At 65.7% G+C, this 22,130-nt stretch carries 23 protein-coding genes; 14 read left to right on the top strand and 9 right to left on the bottom strand.

The window, feature by feature from the left end:
- Positions 1-167 precede the first annotated feature (167 nt).
- The 9 genes from G6N14_RS11900 (at position 168) to G6N14_RS11940 (ending at position 9,465) form a co-directional block, all read left to right on the top strand.
- Positions 168-1,286: a zinc-binding dehydrogenase gene (locus G6N14_RS11900; protein ID WP_085134237.1), complete on the top strand. Its 1,119-nt coding sequence runs from the start codon at positions 168-170 to the stop codon at positions 1,284-1,286.
- 25 nt (positions 1,287-1,311) lie between these two features.
- A complete protein-coding gene (locus G6N14_RS11905) occupies positions 1,312-2,736 on the top strand; it encodes an aldehyde dehydrogenase family protein (protein WP_085134238.1) in 1,425 nt (474 codons plus the stop codon).
- Between the two features lie 59 nt (positions 2,737-2,795).
- Complete coding sequence (locus tag G6N14_RS11910; protein WP_085134239.1) at positions 2,796-3,581, top strand: crotonase/enoyl-CoA hydratase family protein; 786 nt, start codon at positions 2,796-2,798, stop codon at positions 3,579-3,581.
- A complete protein-coding gene (locus G6N14_RS11915; protein ID WP_085134361.1) occupies positions 3,581-4,732 on the top strand; it encodes an acyl-CoA dehydrogenase family protein in 1,152 nt (383 codons plus the stop codon). The genes G6N14_RS11910 and G6N14_RS11915 overlap by 1 nt, the downstream gene beginning before the upstream one ends.
- Positions 4,729-5,766 carry an acyl-CoA dehydrogenase family protein gene (locus G6N14_RS11920; RefSeq protein ID WP_109559692.1) on the top strand — a complete coding sequence of 346 codons (1,038 nt, stop codon included), beginning with the start codon at positions 4,729-4,731 and terminating at the stop codon, positions 5,764-5,766. The genes G6N14_RS11915 and G6N14_RS11920 overlap by 4 nt, the downstream gene beginning before the upstream one ends.
- A 110-nt stretch (positions 5,767-5,876) precedes the next feature.
- On the top strand, positions 5,877-6,383 hold the full coding sequence (locus tag G6N14_RS11925; RefSeq protein ID WP_085134240.1) for a nuclear transport factor 2 family protein: 507 nt from the start codon (positions 5,877-5,879) through the stop codon (positions 6,381-6,383).
- A gap of 3 nt (positions 6,384-6,386) precedes the next feature.
- The gene (locus G6N14_RS11930) at positions 6,387-7,277 is read left to right on the top strand and encodes an SDR family NAD(P)-dependent oxidoreductase (RefSeq protein ID WP_085134241.1); all 891 of its coding nucleotides are present in this window, start codon (positions 6,387-6,389) and stop codon (positions 7,275-7,277) included.
- 10 nt (positions 7,278-7,287) lie between these two features.
- Positions 7,288-8,244: an alpha/beta hydrolase gene (locus tag G6N14_RS11935; RefSeq protein WP_163787150.1), complete on the top strand. Its 957-nt coding sequence runs from the start codon at positions 7,288-7,290 to the stop codon at positions 8,242-8,244.
- Between the two features lie 144 nt (positions 8,245-8,388).
- Positions 8,389-9,465 (top strand): hypothetical protein, encoded by a 1,077-nt coding sequence (locus G6N14_RS11940; RefSeq protein ID WP_085134243.1) that lies wholly within the window; start codon positions 8,389-8,391, stop codon positions 9,463-9,465.
- Positions 9,466-9,529: 64 nt separating this feature from the next.
- Here the strand turns inward: G6N14_RS11940 and G6N14_RS11945 are convergent, their stop codons facing one another.
- Both G6N14_RS11945 and G6N14_RS11950 read right to left on the bottom strand, forming a co-directional pair.
- Positions 9,530-9,820, bottom strand: coding sequence for a hypothetical protein (locus G6N14_RS11945; RefSeq protein WP_085134244.1), 291 nt, complete (start codon positions 9,818-9,820; stop codon positions 9,530-9,532).
- Positions 9,810-10,982, bottom strand: coding sequence for a 3-ketosteroid-9-alpha-monooxygenase, oxygenase component (locus G6N14_RS11950; RefSeq protein ID WP_085134363.1), 1,173 nt, complete (start codon positions 10,980-10,982; stop codon positions 9,810-9,812). The genes G6N14_RS11945 and G6N14_RS11950 overlap by 11 nt, the downstream gene beginning before the upstream one ends.
- Before the next feature lie 135 nt (positions 10,983-11,117).
- Between G6N14_RS11950 and G6N14_RS11955 the strand changes: the two genes are divergently transcribed.
- Positions 11,118-12,797, top strand: a complete 1,680-nt coding sequence (locus G6N14_RS11955) for a 3-ketosteroid-delta-1-dehydrogenase (RefSeq protein ID WP_085134245.1) — start codon at positions 11,118-11,120, stop codon at positions 12,795-12,797.
- Positions 12,798-12,813: 16 nt separating this feature from the next.
- Here G6N14_RS11955 and G6N14_RS11960 read toward each other — a convergent pair whose 3' ends face one another.
- Positions 12,814-13,482 carry a PadR family transcriptional regulator gene (locus tag G6N14_RS11960; protein WP_085134246.1) on the bottom strand — a complete coding sequence of 223 codons (669 nt, stop codon included), beginning with the start codon at positions 13,480-13,482 and terminating at the stop codon, positions 12,814-12,816.
- A 130-nt stretch (positions 13,483-13,612) separates the two neighbouring features.
- Here G6N14_RS11960 and G6N14_RS11965 point away from each other — a divergent pair, with 130 nt between their 5' ends.
- From G6N14_RS11965 to G6N14_RS11975, 3 genes are read left to right on the top strand one after another with little or no spacing between them, the layout of a single operon-like run.
- A complete protein-coding gene (locus G6N14_RS11965; protein ID WP_085134247.1) occupies positions 13,613-14,149 on the top strand; it encodes a flavin reductase family protein in 537 nt (178 codons plus the stop codon).
- A complete protein-coding gene (locus G6N14_RS11970; RefSeq protein ID WP_085134248.1) occupies positions 14,142-15,689 on the top strand; it encodes an FAD-binding protein in 1,548 nt (515 codons plus the stop codon). Before G6N14_RS11965 ends, G6N14_RS11970 begins: the two co-directional genes overlap by 8 nt.
- Positions 15,686-16,300 carry a PaaI family thioesterase gene (locus G6N14_RS11975; RefSeq protein WP_085134364.1) on the top strand — a complete coding sequence of 205 codons (615 nt, stop codon included), beginning with the start codon at positions 15,686-15,688 and terminating at the stop codon, positions 16,298-16,300. The genes G6N14_RS11970 and G6N14_RS11975 overlap by 4 nt, the downstream gene beginning before the upstream one ends.
- A gap of 8 nt (positions 16,301-16,308) precedes the next feature.
- On the opposite strand, the gene G6N14_RS11980 is transcribed toward G6N14_RS11975, so the two are convergent.
- The 4 genes from G6N14_RS11980 to G6N14_RS20885 form a co-directional block, all read right to left on the bottom strand.
- Positions 16,309-16,935 carry a hypothetical protein gene (locus tag G6N14_RS11980; RefSeq protein WP_308214865.1) on the bottom strand — a complete coding sequence of 209 codons (627 nt, stop codon included), beginning with the start codon at positions 16,933-16,935 and terminating at the stop codon, positions 16,309-16,311.
- Entirely contained in the window at positions 16,932-17,696 is a 765-nt protein-coding gene (locus tag G6N14_RS11985; protein ID WP_234808796.1) for an Rv1363c family protein, read from the bottom strand. Before G6N14_RS11985 ends, G6N14_RS11980 begins: the two co-directional genes overlap by 4 nt.
- 163 nt (positions 17,697-17,859) lie before the next feature.
- A complete protein-coding gene (locus G6N14_RS11990; RefSeq protein ID WP_085134249.1) occupies positions 17,860-18,261 on the bottom strand; it encodes an Rv2576c family protein in 402 nt (133 codons plus the stop codon).
- Positions 18,254-18,649, bottom strand: a complete 396-nt coding sequence (locus G6N14_RS20885; protein WP_085134250.1) for a hypothetical protein — start codon at positions 18,647-18,649, stop codon at positions 18,254-18,256. The genes G6N14_RS11990 and G6N14_RS20885 overlap by 8 nt, the downstream gene beginning before the upstream one ends.
- 142 nt (positions 18,650-18,791) lie before the next feature.
- Between G6N14_RS20885 and G6N14_RS11995 the strand changes: the two genes are divergently transcribed.
- Positions 18,792-19,304: an Rv2253/PknI dimerization domain-containing protein gene (locus G6N14_RS11995; protein ID WP_085134251.1), complete on the top strand. Its 513-nt coding sequence runs from the start codon at positions 18,792-18,794 to the stop codon at positions 19,302-19,304.
- Between the two features lie 42 nt (positions 19,305-19,346).
- Here the strand turns inward: G6N14_RS11995 and G6N14_RS12000 are convergent, their stop codons facing one another.
- Together G6N14_RS12000 and G6N14_RS12005 are read right to left on the bottom strand one after the other, a co-directional pair.
- Positions 19,347-20,894 carry an MCE family protein gene (locus tag G6N14_RS12000; RefSeq protein WP_085134252.1) on the bottom strand — a complete coding sequence of 516 codons (1,548 nt, stop codon included), beginning with the start codon at positions 20,892-20,894 and terminating at the stop codon, positions 19,347-19,349.
- Positions 20,894-22,129, bottom strand: coding sequence for an MCE family protein (locus G6N14_RS12005; RefSeq protein ID WP_109559693.1), 1,236 nt, complete (start codon positions 22,127-22,129; stop codon positions 20,894-20,896). Before G6N14_RS12005 ends, G6N14_RS12000 begins: the two co-directional genes overlap by 1 nt.
- Position 22,130 lies beyond the last annotated feature (1 nt).

Consider the following 22,130-nt stretch of genomic DNA (forward strand, 5'->3'; position numbering starts at 1 on the left):
CGGGCCGACCACGCGATGACCACTGGGCGGGAAGGCGAGATCCACTGCTTGCTCGAACCGAATAGTCTGCCGCGAGGGCGGCACCTCCCGGCTTCCGGCCGCGACGACGGCACCACCGCAGCGGGCGCCTGACATCGAATCTGATTTCGCATGAAAGGAACTCAGCTGTGAGTCCACGCCAACACACGGGTCGCATCGCCCGGTTCGACGAGCCCGGAAAGCCGTTCGAGATCGACACGGTCCCGTTGCCCGAAGTCGGCCCAGGCCAGATCCTGATCAAAGTGACCCGGGCCAACATCTGCGGTTCCGACGTGCACGCCTGGCACGGAACTTTCGCCACCCGCGGCCTGGGCGGGCAGCTTCCCACGGTTCTCGGCCACGAAATGGTCGGATCGGTGGCCGAACTCGGCGAGGGCGTCACCGCTGATTCCAACGGCAGGCAGCTCAGTGTCGGCACGCGAGTGGTCTTCCCGTACTTCTTCTGCTGCCACACCTGCCGCAACTGTCTGGCCGGGCGCCGCAACGCCTGCCTGAACCTGAAGATGGCGATGCTGGGCCGCGCCGACGAACCGCCGTACTTCGTCGGCGGCTATGGCGACTACTTTCTGCTACCGGCCGGCGCGGTGGTCTACACCGTCCCGGACTCCGTCTCCGACGAGATCGCGGCCGGCGCCAACTGCGCTCTGTCGCAGGTGATGTACGGGCTGGAACGGGTTGATCAGCAACTGGGCGAGTACGTGGTCATCCAGGGCGCGGGCGCGCTCGGCCTGTATGCCGTCGCAGTGGCCAAGGCCCGCGGCGCCGCCAAGGTGATCGCCATCGACGGCATCCCGGAGCGACTCGAACTGGCCACGGCGTTCGGCGCGGACTTCGTCATCGACATCACCGAAGTCACCACTGAGAAGGAACGCGCCAAGCTCGTCCGCAAGCTGACCGACGGGCAGGGCGCCGACGTCGTGGTCGAAGTGGTCGGTCATCCCTCGGCGATCGACGAGGGCCTCAAGCTGCTCGGCCAGTTCGGCCGTTATGTCGAGATCGGCAACATCAACATCGGCAAGTCTTTCCAGTTCGATCCGTCTCGTTTCGTCTTCGCCAACAAGACCATGGTCGGGGTCTCGCTCTACGATCCGGCCGTGCTTTCCCGGGCCCTGGACTTCCTGGCGGAGCATCAGCACAGGCTGCCCTTCGAACGGCTCGCCGCCGCCTGCTATTCGCTCGACGACATCAACGAAGCCTTCGCCGCCGCCGAAGGCAAACGCGATGTCCGCGCCAGCATCGTCCCGTAGAAACGCAGATGAGCGGAGAGCAACCATGAGCAACGACCACGACTACACGCGCACCAAACTCTTCATCGACGGGCAATGGGTGGACCCCCAGGGCACGGGCACCGTCGAGGTGATCGACCCGGCGACGGAGAAGGTGTGCGGCCATGTCCCCAGCGGTACCGAAGCCGACGTCGACGCCGCGGTCACCGCGGCACGCGCCGCGTTCGATCCGCTGATCAGCGTCACCGAACGGCGCGAGCGTCTCGATGCGGTGATCACCGCAATGGAACGGCGGCTGCCCGACATCGCCGAAACGATCACGCGCGAAATGGGCGCCCCGATCCGCATCGCACAGGGCGTACAGACGCAGGTGCCCCTTGCCGTCGCTCGCGGATTCGCCGAGGCCCTGGCCACGTTCGAGTTCGAGGAGAGGATCGGCAATTCACTGGTGGTGCGGGAACCCTACGGTGTGGTCGCGGCGATCACCCCGTGGAACTACCCGCTGTATCAAGTGGTCGCCAAAGTCCTGCCCGCCATCGCAGCCGGTTGCACTGTCGTGCTCAAACCCAGCAACGAGGCTCCCCTGTCGGTATTCGAGTTCGTCGACGCGATCGCGGATGCGGGTCTGCCTCCGGGGGTGGTGAACCTGGTGTCGGGACCCGGCCGGATCATCGGCGAGCGGATGTCGAGCCATCCCGATGTGGACTTCGTCTCGTTCACCGGATCCACCGCGGTGGGAAGCCGAGTCGGGGAACTGGCCGGCAAGTCCATCAAGAAGGTGGCGCTGGAGCTCGGCGGCAAATCGGCCAATGTGATTCTCGACGGCGCCGACTTAGCCACCGCGGTCAAGGTCGGCGTCGGAAATGCCTTCCTCAACGGTGGCCAGACCTGCATGGCCTGGACCCGGATGCTGGTGCCGCTGTCCCGATACAGTGAAGCCTTGGAGCTGGTGGAGGCTGCGGTTTCGAAGTACTCCGTCGGGGACCCGTGGGATCCGGGCACCCGGCTCGGTCCATCGGCGTCGGAAGCCCAGTATCAATCGGTGCTCGGCTTCATCGAGCGGGCGCCGCAGGATGGCGCCCGCCTCCTGACCGGGGGCGGCCACAAGCTGCCCGATGTGGGCTACTACATCGCCCCCACCGTCTTCGCCGACGTCCACCCGGACTCCGAACTGGGCCAGGAGGAGGTGTTCGGGCCGGTGCTGGCTGTCATTCCGTTCCGCGACACCGACGAGGCGCTGAGCATCGCCAACGGCACGCCCTACGGCCTGTCCGGTGCTGTCTGGGCGGCCGACGACGACACCGCGATCGCCTTTGCCCGCCAGGTAGAGTCCGGTCAGATCGATGTCAACGGCGGCAAATACAACCCCGCGGCACCCTTCGGCGGCTACAAGAAATCCGGGATCGGACGGGAGCTGGGACGTATCGGATTCGAAGAGTACCTGCAGATCAAGTCATTGCAGCTGCCCTGATCGGCACTGCCCACACGGCGACGATCCCGCTCCGCCGCCAGAATCGAGGTATTCCCATCATGAGCACAACTACCGGTCCGCTGGCCATCGCGTCCGAAGGCGCCGTGCAGGTGTGGACCATCAACCTGCCGCACCTGGGCAATGCCATCACCGACCAGGACTTCATCACCGCTTTCGAGGGCGCAGTCGATGCCGCCAATTCCGACACCGGCGTGCGGGCGGTGATCCTCACCGGTGCAGGAAAGATCTTCTCAGCCGGCGGCAACGTCAAAGACATGGCCAACCGTGAGGGCATGTTCGGGTTGGAAGCGATCGAGCAGCGTTATGCCTACGTCGACGGCATACAGCGCCTACCGCGAGCGCTGGCGCGTCTCGAGGTTCCGATCATCGCGGCGGTCAACGGCGCGGCGGTCGGCGCCGGCTGTGATCTGGCCACGATGTGCGATATCAGGATTGCCTCCGAACGTGCCTCCTTCGCCGAGAGTTTCGTACAGATCGGGCTTGTCCCCGGCGACGGCGGCACCTGGTTTCTGCAACGGGCTATCGGCTACGAGCGGGCCGCCGAGATGACCCTGACCGGCGACCGCATCGATGCGACCACCGCGCACGCTTGGGGGCTGGTCAGCCGAGTGGTTGCCCATGAAGATCTCATGAGCGCAGCGATGGAGCTCGCGGAGCGGATCGTCAAGAATCCCCCGCATGCCCTGCGGATGGCCAAGCGGCTGCTGCAGGAATCACGAACCGGTCTGCTGGAGTCCACGCTGGCCATGGCCGCAGCGATGCAGCCCCTGGCGCACCGCGACGCCGAGCATGAGCGGCGCATCGCGCAGTGGCGGAGCGTCTGATGGCCCTGTCCCGCCTGGTCCCCGCGGCGACCGCGGAGTCGGCGGACACCGCTGCACTGCGAGCCGAAGTCCGGGCATTTGTCGCCGAACAGCTCTGCGCGGGCAGTTTCACCCCGTCGGTGGATGCCTGGCTGTGCGGTTGGGACGAAGACTTCACCTTGGCGCTGGCCGCCCGGGGCTGGTTGGGCATGACTGTGCCGAAAGAATATGGCGGACATGGGCGTTCCTTCCTGGAGCGATTCGTCGTCACCGAGGAGCTGCTGGCGGCCGGCGCGCCGGTGGCGGCGCACTGGATCGCCGATCGCCAGATCGTCCCCGCACTGCTGAGGTACGGCACCGAAGCACAGAAGCGCGAGTTCCTGCCGAAGATCACGGCCGGTGAGTGCTTCTTCGGTATCGGCATGAGCGAGCCGGACTCCGGTTCGGATCTCGCCAGCGTGCGGACCCGTGCGGTTGCGACCGACGGCGGTTGGAGCTTGGCCGGCACAAAGGTCTGGACGTCGGGAGCACACCGTGCCCACGCGTTCATCGTGCTCGCTCGCACCGCGCCGGTCGATCCCGCTCACCGGCACGCCGGACTCAGCCAGTTCATCGTGCGGTTCACCGACCCCGGCGTCGAAGTACGGCCCATCATCTCGATGAACGGCGGCCACCACTTCAACGAAGTCATCCTCGATGACGCATTCGTACCCGACACCATGGTGTTCGGTGCTATCGGCGATGGGTGGCACCAGGTCACGTCCGAACTCGCCTTCGAGCGAAGCGGGCCCGAGCGACTGCTCTCCACCTTCCCGCTGCTGGCCGCTTCCGCGGAGAGTATGGCCGGCCAGGCGATCGGCCGCGATGCCGATCTGGGTCGTCTGGTGGCCAGGGTCGCGGGGCTGCACCGGATGTCCACCGCTGTGGCCGGTGCCCTGGAACGGCGTGAGCCCGCCGACGTCGCGGCCGCTGTGGTCAAGGTGCTCGGCACGACTACCGAAGGCGACATCGCCGATTTCGCCGACCTGTACGCCGGCGACGACTCGACCATCGGATCCCGGTACCGCGAGCTGCTCGGGTCCGCGGTGGATCAACGCCCCGGCTTCACGCTGCGTGGCGGCACGAACGAGGTACTGCGCGGCGTGATCGCGCGCGGATTGGGACTGCGATGACCAACACTCAAGCCACGGACGCCACCGTCGACCTCGAGCTGGTCAAGATGATCGATGCCGTGCTGGCGGAACACCGAGCAACCCGGCCTCGCAGCGCACCGATCACTCGCGACATCGAATTATGGTCGCGCCTGGATCAATTGGGACTGGTCCGACTGTCGGGTTCGGAACGGTCCGGCGGAAGCGGTGCAGGCTGGCACGAAGCGGCCGAGCTGATCAGCGCGGCGGTCCGCCACGGCGTACGAGCTCCGTTGGCCGAACATGACGTGTTGGCCTGCTGGCTGCTCGAAGCCGTCGGCGCACCGGTCGACGAGGTCGCACGCACCGTCTGCATCCTCGACGTGGCCGGCACCGCAACGGCGGTGCCGTGGGCCTCGACGGCTGACCGGATCGTGGTCGTCTGGCCGGACGGAGCGGACTACCTGATGGCTGACGTGGATCGCACGGACCTGCGAATCACGCCGGGCGCCAACCTTATCGGAGAGCCCCGCGACACCGTCACCGCCGATATCGCTGCGCTGAGCGGGAGGGCGGTCTCCGCGGAACTGGTCACGCAGCTGCGGCGCAAATGTGCGTTGGTGCGAGCGATCCAGGTCTGCGCCGCATTGGACAGCATCCTCGAGTTGTCCGTCGAATTCGCAGCGGCACGAAATCAATTCGGCCGGCCGCTGTCGAAGTTCCAGGCGATCCAGCATCTGATCTCCGATATAGCCGCCGAAGCAGCACTCGCGCGCGCGGCCACCGAAGCTGCCCTGGCAGCGGCTGTCGCCAGCGACTGGTCGGCATCCAGCTTGGGATTCCTCGTCGCCGTGGCGCGCTCCTGCGCGGGACACGCCACCTCAGTCGCAGTCCGAAACGGACATCAGATCTTCGGCGCCATCGGTTCCACCGTCGAACATCGACTGCACGAGTACACCCGTGCCGCACTGGCCTGGCGTTCGGAGTACGGATCCGTCCGGCACTGGGACGAGGAGGTCACGCGTGCCGCACTGGTCGCCGGGGCGTCCGGTCTGTGGAGCCTGATAGCCGACTGACCCGATGTTCCACTGATCGGTTACCTCCGTGCCATCGGCCCCGGATTCCCGGTTGACTCCCAAGAGACCACCTTCGGGTTCCGCACGATCGACACCGGGAGACGACTTTCGTGAGTACTGACGCTGCTATCTCGCTGGCCGAGCTGCAAAGCTTTATCGGCCGGTTCTGGTACCACTACGATCAGGCCGACTACGCGCAGATGGGTGCAGCGTTCGCCAGCGATGCCGTCTACCTCAGCCGCAGCGACTCCGGGTCCTGCCCGTTCGAAGAATCGCTCGCCGCGGAGCTGAGCACCGCAGCGGAGATCGTTCCCTGGCTGACCGAGCACCGTCAGGCCAGCCCGTACCCGCTGCGGCATCACACCACCAACCTGCACATCACCGGCACGGACGGCGACATCACTTCAGCCCGGTTCTACATCTTCGTCAATCAGGTGACGAACTTCGTGCCGTTCGCCGTGTCCAGCGGTGTCGCCGAGATCGAGGTGCGCCGCACGGGCAGCGGCTCCGGTGAGCTCGAGTTCACCAAGATGTCGGTCATCCTCGACGTGACCAACTCCGAACCCCTTGCCGGCGCCGGGCTGCAAGGAGCCGCGGATACGTCGGCGAACAGCTGACCGGTGCGTACCACTGAGACAAGCCCAGCCGAGATCTTCGGCGGTGGTGTCGCCGTCATCACCGGGGCCGGCGCCGGTATCGGCGCCGGCCTGGCCCGTCACGCTCACCGCCTGGGGATGTCGGTGGTCCTGGCCGATGTCGACGGCGCTGCCATTGCGGCGATGCGCGACGAAATCGTCGCCGACGGCGGTGCGGCAGTCGACGTGGTCTGCGACGTCCGCGACCCCGAGGCGGTGGCCGCCCTGGCGGAGCGCACCCAGCGCGAGGTCGGACCGGTACGGCTGCTGGTCAACAATGCCGGCGTGGAGCAGTTCGGGTATCTGTGGGATACGCCGGTAGCCAACTGGAACCGCGTGATGGACATCAACGTCAGCGGTGTATTCCACGGCGTCCGAGCTTTTCTGCCCAAGATGATCGCCGCCGGCGAACCGGCATGGATCTGGAACCTGTCGTCGATCGGGGGCGTGGCAGCCGTTCCCCTGCAGACCCCCTACATCGTCAGCAAACACGCAGTCCTGGCTCTGACCGAGTGTCTGCGCCTGGAGGTCCAGTTGGCCGGTCATGACGACCACATCCATGTCCAGGCGGTGCTGCCCGGTGCGGTGAAGTCCAACATCTTCGAGGCGGCGGGCGGCGCCGACGCCGACCTCGACGGCGCGGACGTCGATGCCGCCGACTCACAACGCGACGCGATGTTGGCGATCAAAGCGGGGGCGATGGATCCTCTCGAAGCCGCCGAAGTGATTTTCGAGCAGTCCGCTCAAGGCGCGTTCTATGTGTTGACGCAGCCCGAGTATGTGCGATCGGCGATGGCCGAGCGGGCCGAAGCGCTGCGCACCCTGGTACCGCCGTCGTTGCGGGACAAACGCCGTTTCGATCCCGCCAAACACTAGGAGCCCAGCCGTGAACGGGCCGCACATCCCCGCGTTAGACCCCGACGCCGCCGCCAGGGTTGCGTCATTCGGCGCGTCGACGCCGATTCGAGAACGCGGCCTCGACGTGGTGCGCGCAGCCCTGGAATCCGCGCCATTGCCGCCCGATATGGCGGAGATGGCCGACATCATCGACGCCGAGGCCGCCGGGCCGGGCGGCGCGATTGCGCTGCGGATCTACCGTCCGCACTCCGGCGAGCAGCGCTCGCCGGTGATCGTTCACCTCCATGGCGGCGGACTGGTCATGGGCTCCAATCGGTCATTCGAGCCGATGGCCCGGGCGATGGCAGCCGCGAGCGGTGCGGTGGTGGTCGCCGTCGACTACCGACTGGCACCGGAGAATCCCCCGCCTGCACAGTTCGAAGACGCGATGGCAGCGATCGAGTGGACCGCTGCCCATGCGGCCGATCTGCAGCTCGAGCCACGCAGACTTGTCGTCTCCGGCGACAGCGCCGGCGGCGGTGTGGCCGCGGCGGTCGCCGTGGCGGTCCGGGACCACGGCGGCCCCCCGATCTTCGCCCAGCTGCTGATGTACCCGGGGGTGGACCGCGACATGGCCGCAAACTCGGTTCTTCGCCTTGCGGATGCCCCGATGCTGACCCACGACGACATCGTCTACCTACACGAACTCGCCGACCTCGGAGCGGGATCCCCGCACGACGTCCGCCGCGTCCCGGCCTACGCCACCGACCTGCGCGGCCTGCCCCAGGCCATCGTCGTCACCGCGGAGCTCGACCCGATCACCGACTGGGGTGAGCGCTATGCCGGCCGCCTGCGCGATGCGGGGGTACAGACCACGATCACCCGCTATCCGGGGATCTACCACGGCTTTCTGATGCGGCCGGAGGCGACCGCACGAGGGCGGTTGGCGATGGCAGAGATAGGCGCGCTGTTGCGCGCCAAGTTCGCACACCCCATGCCGTTCTAGGCGGGTGCGCTGCACGGCCCGCGGCCGACTGTCGTCCCGATGATTGGACACCAGGGGTTCGGGATAGCGGTGGCGCAGCACACAATCGAGACCAGCAACGGGCGTGTGGTTCAGCGCCGGAACTACAGAAAAGGAGTCCCTGTGATGCTCACCGAAGAGCGGCGAATGGAGCTTTCCGACATCCTGCGCCCCGCTTCGCCGCCCCGCGAGATTGCCGATGTCTACACCGACGACCAGCGCGATCGCCTCCTGGACGTGGTCCGCAGGGACGGGCCGTGGAAGTTGATCATCGCGCAGCACTTCGCTTCCCCCGAAGAACTCATCGCCACCATGAGCGGCAAGTTTCCGGAGGGCTTCACTCCGACCTTAGATCTGTTCCTGACGCCCACCTTTCGCGGCTTTCTGGCCAATCACGGCACAGTGCTCTACCCCGAGCTACACGACAGCTTCTACAACGCCGGGTTCTTGGACATGGCCAAGTCGTACTGGAACGCCGAGTACGCCAAGCCGCAGATGATGTTGTTCAACATCAACGGCCCGTGCGCCAATCGTGACCCGGGGCATCTCGATTCGCCGAGTTTTCGCGGTGTGCGCTACGAAAACGCCCCGACCTGGCTGGTCAGCGTCATGGGCAAGTCCGGCCTGTTCGCCGACTACATGATCAAGATGGCACAGGTCATCACGTGGTTCTCCTTGGACGAAGGCAGCGGGTTCACCTACTGGCCCAACGGTCCGCTGCGTGCACCCGAGCGCATTCGTCCGCCGGTCTACAACCGGGGCGTGGTGGTGCAGAACGAGATGCTCGTACACCGGGGCGAGGCAAACGGTCCGCTCGACCAACAGGTGCCCGCCGGACTGGCATTCGACACGGTGTTCGCCGGCGACTCGGAGTCCCGCGACCACTGGGTGCTCAAGAACGGCGACGACGTCATCGCACGCCATCACACCGACGAACTCCGATTCCTGGTGCACTGGTCATCTGAGATCTACCAGGACTACGACGAGCTCAAGAAGAACATGGATCACTCCGACGATCTGACGATCGACAAAGCCATCGACATGATGGTCGATGACTTGAGCAAAAGGGGTTACAAACTCGACATCCCGAGCGAGCCGCTGCACGACGCCGCGTTCATCGGCGCACTGAACGCGGGCTACGACCTGGGCGGCCCCGCGGTGTATCCGCAAGAAGCGCCGTTGAGCGCCTTCCAGCTCGGCTGACGTCTCACGGAATGCGATGGGGCGCCACGGATCTTCCTTCCGTGGCGCCCCGTCGCTCGAGCCTTCAGAACTCGTCGAGAACGGGCAGTGAACCGGTGCGCGCGGCGTGCTCTATCGAAGCGCGCAACATCGGGCACACCAGGAGGGCCCCGGACCGTTGGAGCGCGCCGTCCGTCGCGATCGATGCACGGTGCTCCCCTCGGCGCGGGCGCTCAAGGCAACGGCCCATCGAGTCGCGGCTCCATTGCACACTGGTCTGTTCCCAGCTGCTCTTGCGAGCCAACACCCGGGCACCGCACGATCCGCAGATCACCGGAGTCATCGGCGCATCGCTCAACCGGTTGTCAGAACGCATGGTCTGAGGTCGTCAGACCTACCAGCCGAGGCAGCCGATTGGCGGCGATGTTGTCCTGCACTTCGCTCATCCAGGCCGCACGGGGACGGGTGGTGTCGATCTCGAACTCGAATCGATCAACCATGTCATCGGTGACGTCGTCGACGTCGACATAGAACTGCTCGTACCACCGGCGCACCTGGTAGACGGGTCCGTCCTCCTCGCACAGCAGCGGATTGTCGATCCGGGCTTTGCGTCGCCAGATGGCCACGTCCTGCTCGAAGCCCATCTTCACGAAGTCGCCGAGCGCGATGGCCATCTGCATCGCAGCATCCTCAGGCAGGCCCTCCGATTTCTCCACGGTGATGCCGTATTGCAGGACAAACGAATTCGCGTCAATCGGGTAGTGGCAGTTGAGCAACACGGTGCGTTGATCGCCGTGCTCGTAATGGTAGGTGAGGTCGTCGATCATGAACGAGGGGCCGTAGTAGGACGCCACCGATGTCGTTCCGAGAATCGCGGCTCCCTCACCAGAGCCGAGATCCGGTCGCGCCTCACTCTTGTAGTACTGGGTGGCGATGTGCCCCTCGAACACGTTCTTGAAGGCGGTCGGAAGACCACCGTGAATGTAGAAGAAGTGCGCCATGTCGACGATGTTGTCAATGATCTCGCGACAATTCGTGTTGACGACCGTGCTGTACCAATGCCAATCGGTCCACTGTTCGCCCCCGACACCTTCGATGCGCGGAATCGTCACATCGGGCGGCGGCGCCGTCTTCTCCGGGTCGTTCCAGGCGAACAGCATGCCGTCCTGCTCCATGGTCGGCCAAGTCGCCGTACGTGCCAGCTTGGGAACCCTTCGGCTGTAGGGAATCTTTTTGCAGCGGCCATCGCCGCCCCAGCGCCAGTCGTGGAACGGACAGGCGATCTCGTTGCCCTTGACCTCACCGTCGGACAGATCGCCACCCATGTGCCGGCAGTAGGCGTCCAGGACATTGATCTTGCCGTCCTCGCCGCGGAAGACCACCAACTTGCCGCCGAAGGCATTGATCGAGTGCGGTTTTCCATCGCCCAGATCACGGGTCAGTCCGAGGCAATGCCAGCCTCGCGCATACCGTGTCGGCGCGGCCTGCGCCTCGATCTCACGGACCTCTTCGGAGCAGTTGTGCCCTGACGGTGTCATTCCGGCCATCCTCGCTGTTCATCGCCTGCAAGAGCTGCTTTCGTTCTAGCACCGCGCGAGGTGATGAACGGGGCGGTGTTCCACTGACCGGGCAGGGTGGCGATATCTCGTGGCTGCCCGTCCGACAATCAGTCGGTGACCGAACCACACAACATCACTGTCGATCTACTCATCGTCGGTTCTGGTACCGGAATGGCGGCGGCACTGGCCGCACACGAGGCGGGCTTGTCGACACTGATCGTGGAGAAGACCTCCTACGTCGGGGGGTCGACGGCGCGTTCGGGCGGCGCGTTCTGGATGCCGGCCAACCCGATTCTCACCCAGTCGGGATCTGACGACACCCTGGCGGCTGGACGCACCTACCTCGACTCGGTCGTCGGCGAGGCGTCAGCTCACGACCGGGCACACGCCTTCCTCTACTACGGTGGGCCGACAGTTCAGATGCTGCAACGCACCACCCCGATGAAATTTCAATGGGCAAAGGGCTATTCGGACTATCATCCGGAAAAGTCCGGGGGCAGCGCGATCGGCCGCACCTGCGAATGCCGCCCGTTCAACACCGCTGTGCTCGGCCCGGAATTGGCCCGGTTGCGTCCCGGCGTGATGAAGTCGTCGTTTCCCATGCCGGTGACCGGCGCTGACTATCGTTGGCTCAACCTGATGGTCCGGGTTCCACGAAAGTCGTGGCCTCGAATCCTCCTTCGCGCCTTCCAGGGCATCGGGGGGCTCGCTTTGCGCAGGCGATACGCCGCGGGCGGACAGGCGTTGGCGGCAGGCATGTTCGCCGGCGTCGTGCGCGCCGGTATCCCGGTATGGACCGACTCCCCCGTCTCCGATCTGCTTGTCGACGGCAGCCGCGTTGTCGGTGCCGTTGTGAACCGCAGTGGCACCGCGGTGGCCGTCACCGCCCGTCGTGGTGTTGTGCTGGCTGCGGGCGGTTTTGACCACCGGATGGACTGGCGCCACAAATTTCAATCCGAACGGCTCGGCGAGCATGCCAGCCTCGGCGCCGAAGGGAACGTCGGTGACGGGATTCGCCTGGCCCAGGATTCCTGCGGCGCCGGCACTGCGCTGATGGACCAGGCATGGTGGTTTCCGGCCTTCGCGCCGCTGCCCGGCGGCGAGCCGACGGTGATGCTTGCCGAACGTTCCCTTCCCGGTTGCCTGCTGGTCGACCAGAACGGGCAGCGATTCGTCAACGAAGCCGTCGACTACATGTCGTTCGGACAGAAGCTGCTCGAACGCGAACGCGCGGCCAACCCGGTCGAGACGATGTGGATGATCTTCGATCAGAAGTACCGCAACAGCTATCTCATGGCCGCAGAACTGTTCCCGCGGATGCCGATCCCCGCCACGTGGTATGACGCCGGTATCGCGCACCGGGCCGACGATATGCCGGCACTGGCGCGTGCGATCGGTGTCGATCCGTCGGCCTTCGGCGCCACGCTCGATCGCTTCAACCGGTTGGCCGCCGCAGGTGACGACACCGATTTCGGTCGGGGCGCGAGTGCATACGACCGCTACTACGGCGACCCGACGATCGCCCCGAATCCCAATCTGCGTCCCCTCGGCAGCGGACCGTTCTACGCCGTGAAGGTGGTTCTCAGCGACCTGGGAACCTGCGGCGGACTTCGCACCGACGTCCGCGGGCGGGTGCTGCGCGAGGACGGATCGGCCATCGATGGGCTCTACGCGATCGGCAACACCGCGGCCAACGCGTTCGGCGCAAGCTATCCCGGGGCGGGTGCGACGATCGGTCAGGGCCTGGTATTCGGATACATCGCGGCGCAGCACGCGGCCGGCAAGCTCGAGTGAGCGGGCGACCCGGCCGCTAGGTCTGGTCGTCTTCGGCGGCGATACGCCGCTCGACTTCATACCAGTAGTCGCGCACCGGGAACTTCGTGCCCTCTTCACCGCCCTTGGCGAAGATCTCGTCGACCTCGTCCAAGTCCTTGATCATCTGCAGTGCCAAGTCCCGTTCGGCCGCGTAGTAGTCCTCCGACCAGCGCAGTGCCAGCCGGGCGTAGGACCACGCCGGCTCCTCACCGGTCCAACGCGCCTCGGTTGCCGCCGCACGATGCATCTGCTCGACGTGGGCGACATGCGCGGTGAGAATCTCCCGGAGCCGGCCAGGATTCATCAGGTGACCGAAAATGACCCGCAGCAACGGGTTGTGTTTGAGGGTGGGAGGTTCAACGGGTTCCTCGTTGGCCCACTTTGTCACCGCGGCCAGTCCGGAATCGGTGATCTGATACATCCGCCGACTGCGAATACCTGCATCGACGCGGGATGTGACCAACCCCTGCTGCTCAAGCCGCTTCAACTCCGAATAGATCTGACTGTATGCCGGACTGGAGTAGAAGAACCGGATGGTCCAGTTGAACCACTTCTTGATGTCGTACCCGGAGAGCTCGTCTCCGCCCGACAGCATCCCCAACAGCGCGCAACCTGTGGGCGACACGCTCCACGCGTCGCGAGCATTGTCGGCTGCTTCGGTCACCGAACAAGGCTAACAACGCCAGCCCTCACCGAAGCGTCGCGGCTACCGCTGACCGGGATACCACGTTGCACCGGTGGACCCCCAGGACCGACAGTGACAAGCAGACGAATTCACCCGCGCGAGGAGACGCATGCCCGCCACCACCACCCGAACGCCACCCGGCGACCTGCTTGTGCCGCAGGCTCCGGCGATGCGTCACGTACTGGGGCACTTCTGTACCGGTGTCGCCGTCATCACCGCACATGATGGATGCAGTCCGCTCGGTTTCACCTGCCAATCGGTGACGTCGGTATCACTGGACCCGCCATATGTCTCGTTCTGTCCGGCCAAGGCCTCCAGCAGCTGGCCGATGATCCGCGACGTCGGCCGGCTCTGCGTCAATATCCTCTCCGAACATCAGGTGGGCGTGGGCACACAGTTCGCCGGTCGTGGCCGCGACAAGTTCAGTGGGATCAGCTGGTACCCGGGTGTCAACGGGGCGCCCACATTGGACGGCACGCTCGCGTCGATCGAGGCAGACGTCGAATCCGAACATGACGCCGGCGACCATACGATCGTGATCGCACGGGTGACCGGTCTACGGGCCCACCAGGAAAGCGGTCCCCTGTTGTTCTACCGGGGCGGCTTCGGCGGTTACAGCGACTTCGGCGGCGGCCGCCATGGCTGACTTCGATTCGGTCTTCGATGTGGTCGTCGCGGGTTCCGGGGGCGGCTTGGCGGGCGCCTACACCGCAGCACGCGAAGGCCTTTCGGTACTGCTGGTGGAGGCTACCGACCGGTTCGGCGGCACCACCGCGTACTCCGGCGGCGGCGGGGTCTGGTACCCGTGCAATCCCGCGCTGAAACGTGCCGGCGCCGACGACACGATCGCTGACGCCCTGCGCTACTTCCACGCGGTCGTCGGCGACCGCACTCCGCGCGACCTCCAGGACACCTACGTTCGCGGTGGTGCGGGATTGATCAAATACCTGGAACAAGACCCGGGGTTCGAATTTGTGGCCTTCCCCTGGCCGGACTACTACGGGTCTGTTCCCGGCGCCCGCGCCGACGGCTACCGTCATACCGTCCCGGTGCCAGTGCCCGATCAAGAGCTCGGCAGCTACCGCGGGTCGGTGCGCGGGCCGCTGGATGCCGAACGCCTCGGCAGCCCGGCCCCGGACCTGCTGACCGGCGGCCGCGCACTGGTCGGACGATTCCTGGCCGCACTCGACAAGCTTCCGAACGCTCGGTGCTGGCGAAACGCCCCCCTCACCGAGCTGATCGTTGAGGACGGCACAGTGGTGGGCGCGGTGATCGAGCACGACCGCAAGCCGGTGCGGGTTGGGGCCACGCGCGGAGTGCTGCTTGCGTCAGGTGGCTTCGAACAGAACGCGGCCATGCGCGCGCGGTACCGCGTGCCCGGCAGCGCACGGGACACCATGGGCGCACCGGGCAATGTCGGAACCGCCCACCTGGCGGCCATCGCGGTCGGGGCCGATATCGATCTGATGGATCAGGCCTGGTGGTCACCGGGGATGATTCACCCCGACGGAAAGGCAGCCTTCGCGCTGTGGTTCACCGGTGGCATCTTCGTCAACCACGATGGCAGCCGATTCGTCAACGAATCGGCCCCCTACGACCGGCTCGGGCGCGACGTGCTGGCGCAGATCGCCTCCGGCAAAGCGTCATTGCCGTTTTGGATGATCTATGACAACCGGACCGACGGTATTCCCCCGGTCGGCGCGACCAATGTGTCGATGGTCGACGCGGCCGACTACCACCGAGCCGGCCTGTGGCATACGGCGGACACTCTGCACGACCTCTCCGAGGCCATCGGCGTTCCGAGCGCCCAGCTGACGGCAACCATCGAGCGATTCAACAAACAGGCAGCAGCCGGTGCCGATGAGGACTTCGGTCGAGGAGACGAAGCCTATGACCGAGTGTTCACCGAGGGCGCCTCGCCGCTGGTCCCCATCGACACCCCTCCGTATCACGCCGCCGCGTTCGGCGTCTCGGATCTGGGTACCAAGGGCGGTTTGCGAACCGACGCACGCGCTCGGGTCTTGACCGCCGATGATTCCGTCATTCCGGGGCTTTACGCCGCCGGGAACACCATGGCTGCTGTCAGCGGAACCACCTATCCCGGCGGCGGCAACCCGATCGGCGCCTCAATGCTGTTCAGTCATCTTGCCGCGCTGGACATGGCAGCACGGGAGGACCGGTGCTGAGCGAGCCGATCACGCCGGAGGACGTGCAGCGCGCACAGGCCGTCTTCGAACCGTTGACCCAATCCCTGCGTGAACTCATCGACGTCACGATTCGCAGCCGCGCGGACGAGTCCGAGGTGCGCAGGGCGCACGCCCTGATCCAACAGGCCGGCGAGATACTGGGATCGCGACTGGACCCCGCACCCTTCGGGGTCCGCACCGCCACGGATGGGCGGCCACTGCTCTGGGGCAACGTGGCGATCGGCATGCGCAACGCCATAGCACCGCCGCTGCGCGTTGACCGTGACGAAGCGGGGCAGCGCGCTGTGGCCGACCTTGTGCTGGGCGCCGCCTACGAGGGCCCTCCGGGACTCGTCCACGGCGGCGTGTGCGCGTTGATCCTCGACCACGTGCTGGGCGCCACCGCACACCGGCGCGACCGTCCCGCCTTCACGGGGACCCTGACGCTTCGCTACGTGGCGCCGACTCCGCTGGGCAGATTGCGGGCGGAATCCTGGGTGGAGCGCGAAGACGGCGGGAAAACGTTCGCCGAGGGGCATCTTCTCGATTCCCAGGGCCGCGTCACCGTCCATGCCACGGGGATCTTCATCAGGCCGGTCGCCAGAACCTGATTACCGAATCACACCGGGTCGAGCGCCGAAATCAGCCATTGGGCATCGACTTTGGCCAGGCTCACCACCACGCTGCTGGCGGTGAGCGCAGGCTCTGGCCGTTCGCGGCTGACCGTTTCCTGGTTGAGAAACACCAGCACCTTCGCCTCGTTCGGCTGGATCTCCATCAGGCCCGCATTCACCACCTGGGCGGTCGCCTTGATTCCCTTGGTGCGCACTGCCGGTGCGACGACATCAGTGGTGAACTTGCTGTAATAGGTCAGAAAATCGCCGGACATCAGAGTCCGGGACCGTTCGATGTCCTGATCGAGAGTCTCGGGCGCATACGACAGCAATGCCACCGTCGCCGATGACGCGGCGCGGACGGCCGCGTCGCCGGCCGCATCACCGGACTGCTGAACTGGACGGTAGGCGGTCACATAGAGCACCGTCGCCAACAGCGCTGTCACCGCCAGGATGAGACCGAGGAAAAGCGCCTTGCGGCGTGCGCCGAGCACTACCTTGGCTCGGCCGACCACTCCGGGGGCCGGCACGACGGCGGGGACGTGATCGTCCACACCCCGCGGCTCGTCGGCATGCGCCGCACCATCGGCTTCCTCGACGAATGGAGCGACGGAGCCTTGCTCAACCGTCACGGTACGAACTCCACTTTTGACATCTTGATCTGGTCTCCTTCCCGCCGCAGATCGACGGTCAGACGCCACCTGCGGGGAGATTCGTCGGCGCCGGCAGCATTGGTCACCGTGGACGAGGCCGACACCAGGACCACAGCGGTGTCCGAGGTCATCGATTCGACCGCGGCTGCCGTCGCCGTAGCTTTGGTGGTCACCTTGGCATCCGTGGCGACTCTGCTGAAGTCGTCCGCAGCGCCCAGGAATTCATCCCGGAACGGACCAGTCGAATTGTCGACGATTCGCTGCACACTGCCCTGGGGATCGTTGAAATCGATCGACATCAAGGTCACCACGGCTTGGCGCGCCGCGGCGACGAACTCAGCACGGTTACGCTCCTGTGCCTGCGCCGTCTGCTGAGATCTGAGCATCAACGCGCTCGCCACGAGCAGGACACACGCGCACAGCACGATGACGGCCGTGGCCAGCTGTCGCCACCGGAGTCCGGAAAGGCGAGCCCGAGTCCACGTAAGCCATGACGGATCACCGCCAACGGGCGCGGGCTCGTCACGTTGTTCGGAAACTGGCACGACCTCGGAGACCGAGGCGAGATTCTGCGCTTGCTGCTGCAAGCGGATGACGCGGGCCCGCGCTTGGGCTGCCAAGGCTTCTGCCGCAGCGGCCTCGGCCTCGGCGCGTTTCACCAGTACGCCGGCATCTTCGGCAGTCGACTCGGCAGGATCGACCGCCGAGGGCTGCGCGGGGGGCATCACCGCGTCCGGCATGGTCTCGGTTTTCGACATAGCGCCCACCGGTTTCCCTTCATCGCCGGGTCGGGCCGATCACGGCCGACGTCGGAACACTAAGCCCGCCCACCGCCGCCGTGGCGACGCTCTCCCACCCAGCGGGCGGGTTCCACCCGCATCGGGACCGCCGGCCGGGGATCGATCACCAGTGGCGCAACGCGCACAGTGCGCCCTTCGGGCCGTCGGCGGTGGCGACCACGGCTCCGTCCACCGTCAACTCACACCGAAACCCCGGCTCCGTCGGCGAACGGCCGCTCGTGGCCGTCACCATCGCCCACCGCTGCGGATCGACCAATGTGGCACGCAGCACCCACGGTCTGCCGGGGCCGATGTCGGCCCGCACTTTGGGGCTGAACTCATAGGGATTGTGGCTGTAGTCCGCCCACGTCGGCGGATCCGTGTCCCGGTAGTAGATGTCCGCGGCCACCGGGGACTGCGTGGTCACGGTGTAGACGACCTCGTGCGGACCGGGAGGGTCCGCGTGTGCGGGCGCACACAGAAAGACCAATACGGCCAGCGCCGCCGCCACGGGCTTCCTAGCCATCACCGCGACTCCAGCGGGGGGCGCCGTTCTTCGACTGACAGCTGAGAAACAGTCCATCGGGAGCCTGAGCCACCCAGTTCTCGTATCCGGCACAGCTTGAACCCAGTTCTTTGATGCCCGCCATCGACGGGGAGCGGAAGTATCGCGGCTCGTAACGTCGCGGCGATCCGCAGAACACCAGCCTGTCCGGCTGAAGGGAGGGTCCTGCGACAGCAGTCCCGAAAACGTAGTAAGCGGTATCGTGACACGCCTGCCCCAGGACGACTCCCGTGGCCAGGCCCGGTACGCACGACGGGTCATCACACGAGACGGGATCTGCCCCGGCAGGGGCCGTCGTCGTCAACGCCACCACCAAGGCCGCCGCAGCCAATAGCGCTCTTCGCCGCATACCTGGCAACTTTGTCAGGCCGATGCCGCTCCGAGATGTTGACAGTCCACTCAGCGGACATATTGGCCTGCAGCTGCCCCGGAGCGAGGTTTACTGCGGACGCCGAAGACTAGCTGTCCCAGACCGATCCGAGGAGCATGCTATGCCCCGTGGGCCCGCCATCGCGGTCACCGTCGCTGCGGTGGCGCTCACCAGCACAGCTTCCATTCCCGTCGCGCAGGCCGATCACCCCGACTGGGGCCTCAACGGCACCTACACCGCCACCTCCAACGGCGAATGGGCGCGCAAGAACGAGGTTTTCTACGATCAGCCCAGCCGGCGCAGCACCTGGACCATCAGCACCGAATGCAGCTACCCGGGCGAGTGCACCGGGACGGTGCGTAGCGACGAGACCTGGACAGCGCCCATCTACCAGAGAAGTTCGGTGTGGTACGTCAAGCGGCCCATCGACAACTGGGTCCCGTGTCCGGATGGCAGCACCGCTCCTGGACTGCAGACCTTCCGATTCAAGGCGATGACGCCCGAAGGCGCCAACGCGGACCCGACGTCGACCACGCTGGTCGGCGAAGACATCACCACCGGCCCCAGCGGCGCGTGCGGGTCGAACAAACCGGTGTACATCAACATGCCGTTCAAACTCACCAAGATCGGATGAATCGGCGGATCTGCTGATCCTCTGCCCGTTGCGGACGGGCGCTCATTTCGGGAGCATGTCTTCCCAACTCCGCGGCGCCGGACGCACCAGGTCCGATTGGCTGTACACCTTGCCGTCGGGTGCCGCGTACTGCCCAGTCCGGGGGTTGTAGGTGGCAAATGCCACCGACGGGCCGGCGGTGCCCGCGGCATAGCCACTCGGCGCAACAGAAGCGGATCCCTCAGGAGCCGAACCCGTTACCTCCGGGGGTGCCGGATCACCCTCGGCGGCCCCCGGAGCCGGCATGGCCGGGTTCTCGGCAGGGCCGAAGATTTGTTCTCCGAAGGTGATCCGATCATCCGGCGGAACACCCTGAGCGATCAGCGCAGGGTCGATCGGGTAGGGGCCGGTAACATGCTGGCGCATGGCCAGCGGCTCGAAAGGCTGGTCGCTCTCACAGATCTCGACCGTCGGCGCGCGCTTCCCGGGCTGATTCATGCACGGAAAATTTCTCGCACCGCGAACCCCGATGGCAGAATCCTGCGGCAGTTTGCAGTACAACCCGTCCGGCGTATCCACGTCGCTCAGGTCCGCCGGGGAACGCCATGACGACGGCGGCAAGAACCCCACCGTGCATGCCGGCGGGTCGCCGAGAGTAAGGCTGAACTCCGAAAGCGCCATCCCCGTCGGATTGTTCAGAGAAGACCCGTAGGACTGGGTGGCGGCCAAATACGGCGGCAACAACACCAGCAGCTGCTCGATGGATCGATGGTAGACCAGGCCGATCTGGCCGACCGTGGTGAGATTGGCCAACAGCAGCGGCAGCGTCGGCTTGATCTCGGACAACAGGCGGGACGCCTCGTCCGCTGCGCCAGATCCGGCGCGAAGGATGGTCCGGACTTCCGAATCACGCGCATCCACCTGCTGGGTGATCCCGGCCAGGCTGCGCGCCCAGGTTCGGATCGCGTCAACGCTGTCTACCTGACCCTCCAACAGCGGCCGACTGTCGTCGATCAGGCCGCGCGTACTGTCGGCGGCTCCGTTGAGCCGGGCGGCCAGCTCGCTCGATGATTCGAACAGAGAGCCGAGGTCGTTACCTGTTCCATTGAGCGCCTTGAACGATTCGTCGAGTAAGGCCCCCAGCTTGCCGGTGGGGATGCTGGTTACCAACTCGCTCATCTGATCGAGCATCGGGCCAACCGGCTTCGGCAGCGACACGTTATCAGCGGTTATGGTGGAACCGTTTTCGAGGTAGGGACCGGCATCGGTGCGCGGTACCAGATCCACGTATTGCTCGCCTACCGCCGATACGCTTCGCACGTTGGCCTGCAGATCTACGGGAATCCTCGGCGAGGACTTCAAGGACATCGAGACGTGCGCGCCCAGGCGGGTTGGCCGGATGTCGGTGACCTTGCCCACCTCTACACCTCGGTAGGTCACGTTGGAGAACTTGTACAAGCCTCCGGTGGTCGGCAGTTGCAGCGCCACCGAGATGCGCCCGATGCCCAGCAGGACCGGCGCCTGCATGTAGACCAAGACCATCGAGCTGACACCGATCACCGAGGCGATGGAAAAGATGATCAGTTGGTTGCGAACGAAACGGGTCAGCATCAGCTTCCGCCCTGGGCCGGTGGGGACGACACGTGGCCGTCCTGTGGGGGTGAGCTGACGGGCCCGTCCGTAATCGCGTCACCGTCGGTGTCGGCGGCCGTCAGCGGCGGCAGGCTTGCCACCTCGGTCGGCGGCGGCCCCAGGGGTGCATGCAGCGGGTCCCGCGTATAGGTCGAGTACCACGGGTCCCCGGGCGCCGGTACGAGTGAGGTGCTCGCGTCACCCCACCGGGTTCCGAGCAATATGCCCCTCTTCATACGGGGAATGGTGAAGTCGAACACGATGAACTGGTTCATATAGTCGCCGCGGATGCCGCGGTCGATGAACTCCTGCGTGTAAGGGTAGGTGGGCAGGTAAGAAATCGCCGTGGTCAGGTCCGGCCCGATGTCGGCGAGTGCGCGCACCGTCGGCTCGAGATTCTTCAGGTTGCGAACGATGTCGTCCTGTGAGTCGTTGATGAGTCGGTTCGCGGTAGCACTGAAGTCGCCCAGCTTGTCCAACGCAGTGATCAGTCGCGGCCGCTGTTTGTTCAACACCTCGAGGGCAGGAGGAATCCGGTTCAGTGCGCCGGTCAGTACGTCGCGTTGTCCGGCGAACGTCGCCGCCATCCGGTTCAGCGACGAGATCGTGGCGATGATGTTGTCGTGCTGACTGTCCAGCAGCGTCACCACCGTGTTCATCCGGGTCAGCAGATCCCGGATCTGAACTTGCCGGCCGTCGAGGGCCGCGTTGAAGTTATGGACGATGTCGCCGATGCGAGTGAGGCCACCGCCGTTGACCACCACCGACAGCGACGACAGAGTCTGCTCGGTCGAGGGGTATGTCGAGGACTTGGACAAGGCAATGGTCGCACCGGGAGCCAACCGCCCCGTGGGTGCCTCGCCCACAGGCGGGTCCAAGGCGAGGTGCATCGACCCCAACAAACTGGTCTGCCCCACCGCTGCGACCGCGTTTCCCGGAATCACCGCATCAGGCCGGACCGAGATCTCGACGTCAGCCCGCCAGTCCTCCACGTTCATCCGGCGAATAGCGCCGACAACCACGTCGCTGACCATCACCGGTGAATTCGATTCCAACGTGCCGATGTTCGCGATCTGCACGTGGTAGCTCACCGCGTCGGAGCCGGTTCCGACCGTGCCGGGAAGCGGCAGCGAGTTGAGCCCGTCGAAGGAACAGCCCGACGTGGTCAGGGCCGCGCAGCAGGCGGCGATGGCCAGCCTCCGGATCGACATCATC

Origin of the sequence: Mycolicibacter hiberniae, from assembly GCF_010729485.1 — a bacterium.
Taxonomy (GTDB): domain Bacteria; phylum Actinomycetota; class Actinomycetes; order Mycobacteriales; family Mycobacteriaceae; genus Mycobacterium; species Mycobacterium hiberniae.